Origin of the sequence: Legionella bozemanae (assembly GCF_900450575.1) — a bacterium.
Lineage (GTDB): Bacteria > Pseudomonadota > Gammaproteobacteria > Legionellales > Legionellaceae > Legionella > Legionella bozemanae.
In genome coordinates, this window is the sequence record NZ_UGGY01000001.1 from 3,546,813 (window position 1) to 3,560,801 (window position 13,989).

The following is a 13,989-nucleotide window of genomic DNA, read 5'->3' on the forward strand; positions in this document are numbered from 1 at the left end:
ATCCATGTCCTTATGCCAGGTAAGTGAGGTTAAACATCACTCCATTCGTGTAGAGGTGGTTTAAGCTAAGTCCGCTATTTTGCGTTTGCCCCGCAGCTCGACCAAGATTGCTCTTGCCCCAATCGGCAAATTCATACCCAACACCCACCTGCCAATGATTATTCAACGCTTTTTGTACACCTGCGCCCACCGTATAGGTGAATGTGGTTTCGGTATGAGATTTAAAATTTGGATTCGGTAGGGCCTCAAAAATTATTGGCGTGTTACTAAAGGAGTAAGCATTGTTAAAACCAACACCTATACTGCCGCTTATCCAGGGCATAAGCCAATACCCCATATCCGCCAGAAGCTTCGCTTTTGCTGCGATATGGGTATGTTGTATTTGGTACTCATAGGTATAATTAGCAAACTCTGGGTCTGCATCATCCCAAATCATCCCGGATAGATTCGCATTGCTGGTTGCGCCTACTGCTAAACCAAGCTGTCCCTGGATGATTTGCGACAGTCTTTTTTGAAGACCAAGAAATACTTCGCCATTAAATAAAGTTCGAGTCGACTTATTTGCTACATAAGTCTTTTCAATCTCAGGTGCCAGATAAAAAGTTTGCGTTTTACCCCCATCCTCCCAAACCGGCCCCGCACTAATAGTGCCAACCCAGGACCACGTAGGTACCACAGGCCCCATAGTGCCTGCTAAGGCACTCCCAGTTACAACGCTTGCTGATAACGCGAGTGCTAAAAAATTCCTATTCATAAAAACTCCCTAAAAAAATATAATGACTGGTTCAGATAAAAGGATAACACGGTCTTTCAATGCTGTTTGTGTCCATCCAGATATTGAATTGTCCTTTTTAAATATACGTATGATTTCAAACTCTTAAATGACTGTATACGCATTTTTCATGAATTGGAATCCCCGGTTTGATAAAACGTTTGAGTTTACCTATGAGCTTCGTTTTACATACTTAGTCAAAATCATAAATGGAGTTGGAAATATAAACAAAAAAGCGTTCGAACAAAAAATAAATTGAAATGAATAACCGACACTAGGGCGTATTTACACCCGAAGCAATTATTATTTACCTACCTTACAGAGGAATATCATGCACCATACCGTTATATGGCATTAGAAAAATTGCATAGCCCAGGATCACACGCTTTTTTCAATTTTGTCACTAACTTGTCCATTATAGGAAGCTACTTTGTTTGCAAAACCCAGGTAGCGCTTCCTATCAATTGATAATTTGAGAAATGGGAAGTACACTCGAGAATCCGTTGTTTTTCGAATAATGGAAAAAACGATGTCGCATGAAACATATCTATTGAGTATGTTCAAAGATTTTCCTAAGTATTCATTTACTAAATTAGTGAGGATTTAGGTCATTTCAAAGAGGGAGTTTAGATGAAAATAGGAGCGTTGGCTGGGTTACTTTTGTTGGGCTGTAATACAGACATTTATGCAAATGCTGCAATATGCGCTGTGCGTATTTAACCCTGAAACAAGACAATCAAGGATATGTGATGATAAAGCGAATAATTTATATCGGGACTCTAGCCCTGTTGTTGCTAAGTTCATGGGCTTATGCGAAACAAGGGCCCTTATTTAAGATTACTGAATCAGGAAACCCTGCAGCAGCGGATGTGATTTTATGCTTAAACGGCAAAGGTCCTTTATCCTGCCAGCGCTATCATGTTTCAGCGCAGGATTTACACATTCGTAGCACTGCAAACCATTATTACCCTATCGCCGGAATTATGCCAGTAACCCCAGGCTATCGAGCCTCTGGGTGTACGCTCTATCCTAAAACTGGGTATTGTTTGTTTGCAACGAGCAATACCACATCTGCTACGATCCATTTAAGCGCCGACTCGCAGAAAACTGTACCCGGAGCACCTGCGAATGTAACCGCCACTGCAGGCAATGCCCAAGCTTCAGTAAGTTGGACTGCACCCAGTAATGGAGGCTCTCCCATTACAAGTTATACAGTCACTTCGCATCCTGCAGGGGGGACGTGTGTTGTAACGGGTACAACCGCTAATTGTACGGGTTTAACCAATGGCACATCCTATATTTTTGCAGTCTATGCAACCAATGCGATAGGCAATGGTCCTGCAGCCAATTCGAACCCAGTAACGCCTTCAAGCCCAATACAGGTTACTATTGCAACAGGCGCTTATTCTGATGGCAGCATTGGTCGACCACTTCTAGCCCTGAGCAAAGACGCAGGCACCACCTGGGCCTTTCCTGAAGCCATTACGGCACCACTGTTTACGCCCAACAATACTTATCCGTTTAACCTTGGCTCCTTCATTGGTGCAAGTTGCACGGGCAACACCTGTATTGCGGTAGGTAGTTATTTTGATGGCAGCACTACTCGACCACTTCTGGCACTGAGCAAAAACACAGGCACCACCTGGACCTATCCTGAAGCCATTACTGCACCGCTGTTTACACCAAACAATACTGATCCGTTTCACTTTGGCTTCTTCAATGGCGCAAGTTGCACGGGCAACACCTGTGTTGCGGTAGGTACTTATGACGGCAGCACTGGTCGACCACTTCTGGCTCTTAGTAAAGACGCAGGCACCACCTGGACCTTTCCTGAGGCCATTACGGCACCGGTGTTTACACCAAACAACACGCATCCGTTTAACAATGGCTTCTTCAATGGCGCAAGTTGCACGGGCAACACCTGTATTGCAATAGGTGGTTATAATGATGGCAGCATTGAGCGACCACTTCTGGCACTGAGCAAAAACGCAGGCACCACCTGGGCCTATCCCGACCCCATTACGGCACCGCTGTTTACGCCAAACAACACACATCCGTTTAACAATGGCCTCTTCAATAGTACAAGTTGCTCGGGCAACACCTGTATTGCAGTGGGGGCTTATAATGATGGCAGCATTGAGCGACCACTTCTGGCACTGAGCAAAGACGCAGGCACCACCTGGACCTTTCCTGAGGCCATTACGGCACCGGTGTTTACACCAAACAACACGCATCCGTTTAACAATGGCTTCTTCAATGGTGCAAGTTGCACGGGCAACACCTGTATTGCAGTAGGTTCTTATAATGATGGCAGCACTGGTCGACCACTTCTGGCACTGAGCAAAGACGCAGGCACCACCTGGACTTTTCCTGCATCGATTACCGCACCGGTGTTTACGCCAAACAATGCTCATCCATTTAACACTGGCTCCTTCATTGGTGCAAGTTGCACGGGCAACACCTGTATTGCGGTAGGTAGTTATTTTGATGGCAGCACTACTCGACCATTTCTGGCATTGAGTAAAGACGCAGGCACCACCTGGACTTTTCCTGAAACCATTACCGCACCGGTGTTTACGCCAAACAACACGCATCCGTTTAACAATGGCTCCTTCAGTAGAGCAAGCTGCGCGGGCAACACCTGTATTGCAGTAGGTACTTATGATGATGGCAACTTCACGGCTCGACCACTTCTGGCACTGAGCAAAGACGCAGGCACCACCTGGACCTATCCTGAAGCCATTACCGCACCGGTGTTTACGCCAAACAATATTTACCCGTTTAATAGTGGCTACTTTAATGGCGCCACAGGCTTTAATAGTTTATTGTATCCAAAGTCTTTGCATTTTTTGAGTGAACGCTCAGCTGCAAAGCTTCCATAATAAATACCAAGATATCTTTCTGTTGTTGCAACGTGCAAACAACAGAAAGGTCGTTCAATAAAACGACTACTTCACCAGGAGAGGTGGAGGTTCGACAAAATGTAAAGTGAAGAGCACGAAGTGTGATACAGCATTTTGGACGTACTTTAGCGCGTCGCAAATATTTTTTAATTGAAAGGCTATAAAGAATTTGTGTCAAAGAACAGGGTCTCAGGATGGAATTCCTGGTTTACTCTTTCTATAACTCCACGCAACTCTATAAGTTAATGCAGATAGTTTATTTTTCTGCGAGGCCTATAAGTCCATCAGTATTTTCGTTAATTCTCAAGAAGCAAAGAAATTTACTAAGCATTTTATAGAGAGAATTGCATATTGATAACTCTATCTTATGCGTGCAATAAAATCTGAATCATTAGACAAAATTTCATACAAAATCCTTTTCGTAAAATAAATCAAACCTCACTACTGATAAAGTAGTGAGGCTAGATAATTAGCTGTTTGGGGTCACAATATTAAACCAGAAGTCAAAGTTGTCCATTAGTCCAAGTAATTGGTTTAAAGACTCTTTATTACCAGTAACTTTTAGTTCGTTGTTTGCCAGAGTACTTTCAACTGTTTTTTGCTTCAGAATAATTTGGTTTAATGTTTCTCTATCCATAGTAATGCTTGCATCCACTTTATCTGATTGATATCCCTTAATATGATGCAAACTCCCATTATTTAGTTCTACGACATATTTTTCATTAATATCAGGAAAAACAAAATTTAATGTGAGTACGGTATTAGCCGCTTTTTCACCGTTTAATTTAACTCCCAAGTAATCAAAAAATAAATCTGTACTCATAGCGCGAATCGTATCAGGGCTTGCAGTATCGGGTGTAGCAACTTTTTGTACTCCATTACGTAATTCCTTAGCTCCGCTAAGATAGAAATTGCGCCATGGTCCTGATTCAGCTTGATAACCGAGTTGTTCTAATGCATCGGCTTCAAGATTACGCGCTTCCTGATTATTGGGATCAGCAAAAACCACATGGTTCATTACTTCAGCTACCCAACGATAATTTCCTTGCTCATAATCTTTTCTAGCTTGTTCCATAATTTTGGCAGCCCCACCCATATAATCAACATACTTTTTACTGGCTTCTACTGGTAGCAAAGGATGTAAAGTCGCAGGATTACCGTTAAACCATCCTAAATATTTTACATAAGTGGCTTTAGTATTATGGTTCATTGTTCCATAGTAACCTCTGTTTGACCAATAATGACTTAATGTATCCGGAAGGTTCACTTTTTCAGCTATTTCATCCATAGTAAAACCTTGGTTTGCATAATGTAGGGTTTGGTCATTAATGAAGCGATACATATCTCGCTGTAATTTTAAATGAGTTACAATATTGTCTTTCTCCCAAACTGGCCAGTGATGAGGGGCAAACAATACCTGGACATCATTGCCCCAAAGATAAAGTACCTCATTTAAATACTTAGACCAAGCTAATGGATCCCTAATTTTTGCTCCTCTTAGAGAGTAAGTATTATGTAAGGTATGTGTTGCATCTTCTGCAGTACATAGAGCATGATATTCTGGTATGTAAAAGAACATTTCAGATGGTGCTTCAGAGTCTGGCGCCATATAAAAAATAAAGTTTAGACCTGCTAAATTTAAATGTTGCTGGTTGTCTTGGATAAGATCGGTAGGGGGTATAAGTGATACAGTTCCTGAGGATGTTGTCATTCCCAAACCAGCACCAACTTGTCCAGTTGGCGACATAGGAAGTAAGTTACCATACATGTAACTGGCTCTTCGACTCATCGCATTGCCTGCCATCACATTTTCAGCCACGGCAGCTTCGGTAAATCCAACCGGTGCTACAATTTTTACTTTACCTGCTTTAACGTCTTCTTCGGTAACTACTCCTTTGACCCCACCATAGTGATCGACGTGGCTATGAGTATAAATAACTGCAACAATAGGTTGTTTCGGTCGGTATTTAAAATATAAAGCAAGAGATGCTTTTGCTGTTTCAGTGGAAATTAAAGGGTCAACAATAACTATGCCTTGTGGTCCTTCAATAAAGGTAATGTTGGAAAGATCGGCAGTACGTACTTGATATACATGCTCATTAACTTTAAATAGACCTCCCATTTTTACTAATTGAGATTGACGCCATAAGCTGGGATTAACTGTAGCAGGTGATGGGCTACCTTCTTTAATAAACGAAAAATTGCTCAAATTCCATATAATGTTTCCATTAGCATTTTTAATCACGCCATCATTCGGCAAGGGTGCAATAAATCCTTTGGATGCATTATTAAATGATTCCTTATCATTGAAAGGCAGTTCTTTTAATAACTTATTATTTAAATTTTGGGTCACTGAGGAGGCTTCTTTTGGAGGTTCACTTGCGGAGGAGGTATTTAAGAAAAATACTGATGATGCAGCTAAAATGCTTAGAGCCAATTTTTTTATTTTCATATCCGTCCCTTGATTTGTAATAATATTTTAATTTCTACAAATTAATTCTAAATAAATAGTTGATGACGTAATTTACTATCTTAAAATAGTTATAGTATTTTGGCCCAGTATTTTTTAGTGAACTTTAATAAAAATTATAATCACCTAACTTTTTGATTTACCAGTCCAAGGATAAATTATTTGGCAGCGGGGGAATGACCAATTGTATCTGCAAACCATCAAAGAGAGTTCCAGATAAAATCGGTGCTGATTCATGAAGTGCTCGTTGCAGAACATCATCATAACTATAAATCTTATCGGCTGATTAACAAAGTTGCTCCTAATTGGGAAAAACAAAAGCATTTCTTGATCAAAAAAGCATCGTTATATCTTTCTGGTTAATGTAATGAATAAGAATATTAACTCTTTATTAGAGGAGCTTAAAAGATTCCCCTGGTTAATCCAAAGGGCTCCTTGGCACGAGCTATAGAAATTATTGAGCAAAAAAATCTGTCTACTAACCTTGTTAGTAATGATGCGTCGAGACAAGGCTCCACATTTTAAGTCCTGAGACTCTGTTGCCATTTGGCAATGCCCTATTTGTTGTTCAAAAAGAACCTATCTTTTACAACAAGCCAGTACCGTCCTGGTATTTTCTCTTACAATAAAAGATAATATTTTAATAAAAGGCTGGCCCTTTTTATGTGGTGCAAAAACCGTTAATCTTAATCAACTATGGAATATTGACTCTCCTGCAGTGGAGAGATTTTGAGAGCAAGGAGCTGTATTATTGAGAAAAACGACCATGCCCAAATTTGCATGGAAAGTAACAACCAATAGCCCGCTATTTGGTATAATCGCAATCTATAGATCAGCGTTTCACTCCTAACAGATCTTAGAATAACTTTAAATAAGGACTAAATGGTGTGCGCGAAATTCTAAATACATCCAGGATTAGAATGGAATCACACATAGGCAGCTAAAATTTATATTTTAAAATTGCTTCAATAATTGGACTCTAAACTTACTTTCCGCCTCATCTCTTCCATCTATGATAGAGTATCAAGAATTATTGAGAGATAAGAAAATATTAAATATTATTTTAAGTTATCTAACTAATATTAGAAAAATAAATATCCGGTTAAATTTCAACTACTTATTTCTTATGTGATATGAGTTAGGAGATTTTCTCCATCTCTAAGGCACTGGATTCATCTTACAACCATCTATGATTCTGGAATGATAACTATTATACAACCATCTTATTTTTGCAACACGGTCTATTGATTTGCTAATCTAGACGAGAGTGAAAAGGTAGAGCATGCAGTAAACTGGACCATGGATACATAAATGACACATTGTTCAACATGACCTATATGGCATAAGAATAGGAGAATAAGAAGAGTGAATAAGTTAAGGAATCGATGTTGGGGTGTTGGGTTCGTTGGATTATGCGTCAGCACTTCAATCAATGCAGCACTCCCCGTATGGACATATTCTGCTCCCAGTCCAGCCCTAGTTACAGTTGCTGCTGGAGGCACTGCTACAGTACAGTATACGGTAACGAATCAATCCATAAAATCCAAAAATCTAATATTAAAAGCGACTCCTGGCGTGAGTGCGTCAGCTTGTTATTTGGCAGCAAGAGGCAGTACATGTACCTTAACGCTGATGATTAACGGCAGCCTGATACCGGAACAAGGTCTTCATACAGGACCTGTATTGTGTGAACAAAATAATCCCAATCAGTGTTATCAACCGAACCCTGTTAATGTATTAAATGTGGTGAAAGGTACTAATCCACCCCCAGTAATCCATTATACGGTGAGTGCAAATGGGGACACACACGTTGTCCCGAATCCTTCCAACCAACAGGTGAATTATAATGGAACAGTGGTAATTTATTTGAGTGTGGCTCCTGGCTATGTAGCGGGTATTGCGAGTGATACATGTGGGGGAAGTTTGTCCGGTACGACGTATACTACAGCTCCAGTGACAAGAAACTGCTCGGTGAATTTTATCTCAACACCCTCTTTCCCTGTAGCTGGGAGACCCAATCATGTCTTTGTTGTTCCAGGTAATGGCCAAGCAATGATCAGCTGGACCGCTCCAAGCAACACGGGTACAGGAACAATCATAGGGTATACAGTAACGTATGGTCCAACTTCAGGCACGAGATTCGACACAGCGGGTTGTACTGCAACAGCACCATCATTAACATGCGTGGTTACTGGTTTAACAAATGGGATAGCGTATACGTTTGCAGTCAGCACTATAACGCGACAAAGTGGCGTAAATCAAACAGGCCCCGCGTCTTTATCAAGTTCCATTACCCCAATAAACGGCCTAGTTGCAAGCCCATCAACTTTGGCTCTTTCGGGGCTTGGTGGTGGTCTTGCAAGAACAATTACGCTGAAGAACACTTCAGCTAATCCCATTACTCTTGATACAGTGCCTACAGCAGGAGCTTTTAATCCGGCATTACCTATGGGAACTGCAATATCCGCAACAACGTGCAATAATAATGTACCAATTCCTAGCGGGGGTTCATGTACTATAATACTCACCCCTGGCGCCATAGTTTCTTCTGATAATTCAAGTACACCGTGCACCAATGGTGGCGCACCAGTTCCCAGCGCGATTAACATTACAGCAAATGGTAACACCGTTCATACAACAGCACATGTTGTAGTACTTGGTTATGGGTGTCAGTACCAGGGAGGTTATGTATTCTCTATTGACGACACAGCCCCCAATGTAGGAAGTATTGGCGGTAAAGTAGTGGCTACTACCAATCAGGCGGATGCTTATCCTAATGGTATCACGTGGTCTCCTGGTAGTGTTTATAATAACATTTGGGGTATTGATGATGCATCCACTTCTTCTCATCCTAGCCCAAACGCTTCTTCAACCTATCCCGCAACTTTTCAAACAGGCCAATTAAACTGTGATGCGGCGAATGATGGTGCCTGTGCTACACACAACGTACAAGTCTTTTATAACAGTAGAGCAAATACCACTTATGCAACAGGTCTTTGCAGGCAGCCATTAACGGGCAATAGTGCAACAGCATGTGCTGGCGGTTCGACTTGCTATAGCGACTGGTATTTGCCATCCGTATGTGATTTAGGTCCTTTTGGTTCTGGCGGTAATTATCCCTCTTCTCCTGGCTCGCAAGCATGTACTCCAGGAAGCACCAACATTCAAAACCAATTGGTGAGTACAAATATCACCAACCTTTCTGGCTATTATTGGTGTTCTACTGAGAATTCGGGCTTTCCGCTGGAGAGCGCATGCTATCAGTACTTTGATTCTAGTAACAGCGCCCAAGGCGGCGTAGATAAACACTACGCTTTAGGTGTGCGCTGTGTTAGAAGCTTAACCTATTAATCAATTTATTCATTATCCAGACCGCTTCGCGGTCTGGCCGTTTCTGCTTTAGCTATGTATCGAAACATTATATCAATAAAAACATAAGCTAAATAAACTGCTAAATAAAAAATTCAGCATCAAAAACATTATTGTAAGAAATTTGACAATTGAAGATTGGCCAATAGAAATCGTATGTCCCTCATTTAAAATGACATATTACAACACCTCTATTTCTACTAGCTTCAAAGCTTATAAAACCTTATGGAATAGCTTATTGCAGTTTGTACAAAATCAATTTTAAAATAAGGCCAGCGTTAATTTGCAAAGCCAAAAGCCACTAATAAGCACACCAGTTAGTTCAACTTCATTTCAATCAAAGGGAACTAAAATTTATATTTTAAAATTGCTTCAATAGGATATGAAACTAAGGTCCCAGTGTTACCGATAGCAACATTCGGTGCTGGAATCTTATTTTGTACTACTTGACTCAACCTTGATCCTGAAGCTAACACTTCAAATTTCACGCCTAAAGAAAACGTTTCACTCATTGAATAATCTAATCCAATATGAACTCCGCCACTAACTGTCGTATCTGACGAATAATAAGGATCAATTTCTGATGGGATTGGCACGCTAAGGAAGTGTTCCGATGCATTTACAGCTCTATAATTCATAAAACCAACTTTCGCACCGATATAGGGTAAAAATTTGTTGCTAAAATAATTGCTGATGTATCGCCCACCTAGATAAATACCATAACTCTCGTAATAATCAAACGTATGACTAATATTAATCCCCCGAAGAGTAAAATAGTAAGTTTTAGAGTCTCCTCTGAAATAATTCCCCTCAACAAATACGCTGGTTGAAGGAGCGATTAATCTAGCGATTTCCGCACCTATAGTATACGGTGTGTGAAATTGATCAGAAAAATTAGTTGAGCTTACAGAACTCAGCCCAAATCCCGCACTTTGGTTAAAAAGATAAGTTGGACTTCTGGTACTATAGTTAGTAGGAGCTACTCCACCTTCTATACCTATAGACCACATGGGTATGGGTAACACGGGAGTTCCAGTAGTTCCAGAATGACAGATATTGGCAGCAAGAAAACCAGGAATAATTAAAGAAGTCATTTTAAAGATGTTAGCTTTATTCATTTATAATTTCCCTTAATAGATTATTTACTGAAATATTCCTTCTTCTATTGTCTTTATTCATCATCCTTCCCTTAGACACATAAGCCACATCCAAACAATACAGCAGTGGTATAAAATGCTTCACAGCGCTCCATCAAATGATGGGAGCATTTTAATCAAGATAGTCTAGGCTAACCCTTTGATTTGACGTTCAAAAAAAGAATTAAAATACCTAAGAAAGATTCTACTCTATATTTACAGGGATGTTCTATTAGGAGTAAATATATTTTGCTGGAGTATCTCAACCAAAAGGCGCGCTGAACTGAATTTGTGCCTGGACTGCATTATAAGAATTGGTCCCGATCCCGTCATAAGTTACCATAGGGCTCAATGAAAAACCCGATGGAAATAGAACATCTAATGCCAACTTTGTTCTTCCTGAGAAACGTGATACAGGGATAAAAAACTCATCATCAATAAAAGAATCATGACTCTGATTGAAATTATAAAGTCCTTGTATGGTGAAACGAAGACCAATTTCCTTGCAACGAAGCGTATTAAACTGATAGGCAAATTCAGGTCCAAAATTTAATTGCCCCAAACTAACTGTTTGTCCAGGTATCAAAACATTTAAAGCATTAGTAAAGTGATGCTGATTTTCACTATAGTAGGTCATGCCTGCTGTAGGCATTACTAATAAATTTTTAAGTTTAAAATCACCTACTAGTTCGGCGTTATATAAACTACGCACGGTAGTAAATGAATCATCATAGTAACCTAAGGGATTTATTTTATTGTTTGATTCACCCCAACCAGCACGCGTATGTAAATATAAATTGGAGTTTAGTTTTGTACTTACGTAAGGCCCTAAAAGCCATCCAGAACCATGAGCATTGTTCACATGGTTGCTTTCATTTTGATTGATAACATCCCCTTGAGCTAAGATACCGCCAACAATTGAAGGCATAAAAAGGTAATCAAGTCCTACATAAAGCACACCAAAATTACCATGCCGTGAGTTCTCAAATCTATTTTGGTTATAATAGGCACCATGTACTTCGACCCATAAATCAAGTTTAGTGGGATTGATACTGAATTGACTCGAACTGATAGAACCATTAAGTGTTGCACCATTTGAGGTAGGTCTTATGTTTCCAAAAGAACCAGTATCAGTGCATGCTTTTTTCTGCTGCGACAGTTTTCTAATAAGACGATAGCGATCAGGAGATGCAGTCAGAATCAGTTGAGTCCGAGCACTTAAAAAGTTTCTTACTGCTGACAAGGTTTTTTTACGAATTAAATCCGGATTGAATTCTACAGTAAGCGCAGATTGAACGCTTAATGTCGTTCCATTAGGTGCTGCAGCTGTTGCAGTTCCAATATTGGTTACTCCACCTTGTTGCACATCTTTTATTGTTGTGACATAAGTCCCTTTACACGCCATACTTGCTCCGGGATTTAAGGCCGTTGCAGGACATGAAACCATATTTATTTGGGAATCGGTTACAGCAATATTATTTAAAACCACAGTGCCTGTATTTGTTACTAAGTAAGTATAGGTAATTGCAACACCTGGATAGGAAAAGCTTTGGATATCTGCTGATTTATTTAAAGTCAAAGAGGACGCTTGAGCAGTAGCTTGCACTGTTGTCGTTGAAGGTGCAGAAGTCACTACAAAGCTGTTAGGCGTCATACCTGAAGCAGTGGCTGTATTTGAAATATTCCCTGCATTAAGATCTGCTTGACTGACAGTATAGGTGGCGGTACAGGTTGTCTCTGCGCCGGGAGCCAACGTGGTGTCTGGGCATGTAATAGCACTCAAGTTATCTGGTGTTGCAGGAGCAGCTATTACATCATTTATAGCAAGCCCCCTAAGGGTCACATTCCCTGTATTCATAACTGTAAAGCTGTAAGTCACTTGTTCTCCAGCAGCATTAACCGTAGTTGGTGAGGCCGTTTTTTGTAAGGTTAATGCAGTAGTAGGAGTTGCAGCTACAGAGGCTGATGAAGACTCAGAAATTACAGTACCATTCACCCAAGATCCCGTAGCAGTAGCGCTATTATTAATAGAACCATTATCTACGTCCGCTTGACTGACGGTATAGGTGGCAGTGCAAGTTGTCTCTGCGCCGGGGGCCAACGTCGTGTCTGGGCATGTAATAGCACTCAAGTTACCTGGTGTTGCAGGAGCAGCCATTACATCATTTATAGCAAGCCCGCTAAGGGTCACATTCCCTGTATTCGTAACTGTAAAGCTGTAAGTCACTTGTTCTCCAGCAGCATTCACAATGGTTGGTGAGGCCGTTTTTTGTAAGGTTAATGCAGCAGCAGGAGTTGCAGTTACAGCGGCTGATGAAGACGCAGGAAGAAGTACAACACTTCCGTAGGATGCCTGAGCAGTTGCGGTATTAGTAATTACACCTGCATTAATATCCTCCTGAGTTGCAGTATAAGTAGCAGTACAGACAGTAGATTCTTCTGGTGCCAAGGTAGTTGTTGGGCAAGTGATGGCGGATAGAGTACCAGTCCCTGAAAAAGCGGACTCGTTAACTGTTATATTATTGAGCGTTACGTTCCCACTGTTAGTGACTGCAAAACTATAAGTAATGATTTGTCCTGCTGCTGTTATTTCTGAGGGGGTAGCACTTTTTTGGAAAGTAAATTGAGGAGAGACTGATATTGGTACCGTAACTTCATCTGAAATGGGTGTCCCACCATCACTATTAGCCGTAGCGGTATTTATTAGAGTTGAATCCCCAGATGGCGGATCGTTTACTGTAACTGAATACGTAGCTGTTACGACGGCACCCGCAGAAAGGGTACCTAAAGAACAATTTATTGTTAATGCATTAAATGTACAGCTACCAGCTGAGCTTGATACATTATTGTTATATGTTGCATCATCCAGGACTCCAGCAAGATCATCTTCTAGCACTACATTAGTTTCAGAATCCGGGCCAGTGTTAGTGATTTCTATAGTATATGCGACCGTTTGGCCTGGGACTGCAGAAGTTGTATCAGCACTTTTGTTAATTTCAAGAGCTGCCCAAACATTGGAACCAACAAAAGACATTAGTAGAATAAACTTTATTACAAACCACATTAATTCCTTTTTCATTCAACTTCCACTGTCAATGTACATAAAACTTTCGGTTTTTTTCTCAATTATTTTATAGTAAAAATTTGAGTTAACTTTTTGATAAAAAATGAAAAACAATTTAAACATACGTCTCATGAACAATCAAGCCCCAACCTATCTATAGAGAGTTCTATTGGTAGAATTTATATTGGAGTTAAGTGTATTTTCATGTTAGAAAGTAGGTGAAAATCAAGCATCAATCGTACTCATTTATGAGATATCAAGAGTTATATTGAGGT

6 protein-coding genes are annotated in these 13,989 nt (G+C 40.4%); 2 read left to right on the forward strand and 4 right to left on the reverse strand.

Annotation, left to right across the window (positions count from 1 at the left end):
• Window positions 1-10 precede the first annotated feature (10 nt).
• Window positions 11-754: an outer membrane protein gene (locus tag DY223_RS15720; protein WP_058458442.1), complete on the reverse strand. Its 744-nt coding sequence runs from the start codon at window positions 752-754 to the stop codon at window positions 11-13.
• A gap of 767 nt (window positions 755-1,521) precedes the next feature.
• Between DY223_RS15720 and DY223_RS15725 the strand changes: the two genes are divergently transcribed.
• Window positions 1,522-3,654 (forward strand): fibronectin type III domain-containing protein, encoded by a 2,133-nt coding sequence (locus DY223_RS15725; protein ID WP_058458441.1) that lies wholly within the window; start codon window positions 1,522-1,524, stop codon window positions 3,652-3,654.
• A gap of 490 nt (window positions 3,655-4,144) precedes the next feature.
• Here DY223_RS15725 and DY223_RS15730 read toward each other — a convergent pair whose 3' ends face one another.
• Entirely contained in the window at window positions 4,145-6,127 is a 1,983-nt protein-coding gene (locus tag DY223_RS15730; RefSeq protein ID WP_058458440.1) for an alkyl/aryl-sulfatase, read from the reverse strand.
• A gap of 1,383 nt (window positions 6,128-7,510) precedes the next feature.
• On the opposite strand from DY223_RS15730, the gene DY223_RS15735 reads away from it, so the two are divergent.
• A complete protein-coding gene (locus DY223_RS15735; protein WP_058458439.1) occupies window positions 7,511-9,496 on the forward strand; it encodes a fibronectin type III domain-containing protein in 1,986 nt (661 codons plus the stop codon).
• Window positions 9,497-9,861: 365 nt separating this feature from the next.
• Here DY223_RS15735 and DY223_RS15740 read toward each other — a convergent pair whose 3' ends face one another.
• Together DY223_RS15740 and DY223_RS15745 are read right to left on the reverse strand one after the other, a co-directional pair.
• A complete protein-coding gene (locus DY223_RS15740) occupies window positions 9,862-10,632 on the reverse strand; it encodes a hypothetical protein (protein WP_058458438.1) in 771 nt (256 codons plus the stop codon).
• 280 nt (window positions 10,633-10,912) lie between these two features.
• Complete coding sequence (locus DY223_RS15745) at window positions 10,913-13,729, reverse strand: DUF7507 domain-containing protein (RefSeq protein WP_058458437.1); 2,817 nt, start codon at window positions 13,727-13,729, stop codon at window positions 10,913-10,915.
• Between the last annotated feature and the right edge of the window lie 260 nt (window positions 13,730-13,989).

Coding starts and splice junctions, on each gene's coding strand:
- DY223_RS15720 (WP_058458442.1), bottom strand. CDS start 754: ATGAATAGGAATTTTTTAGCACTCGCGTTATCAGCAAGCGTTGTAACT.
- DY223_RS15725 (WP_058458441.1), top strand. CDS start 1,522: ATGATAAAGCGAATAATTTATATCGGGACTCTAGCCCTGTTGTTGCTA.
- DY223_RS15730 (WP_058458440.1), bottom strand. CDS start 6,127: ATGAAAATAAAAAAATTGGCTCTAAGCATTTTAGCTGCATCATCAGTA.
- DY223_RS15740 (WP_058458438.1), bottom strand. CDS start 10,632: ATGAATAAAGCTAACATCTTTAAAATGACTTCTTTAATTATTCCTGGT.
- DY223_RS15745 (WP_058458437.1), bottom strand. CDS start 13,729: ATGAAAAAGGAATTAATGTGGTTTGTAATAAAGTTTATTCTACTAATG.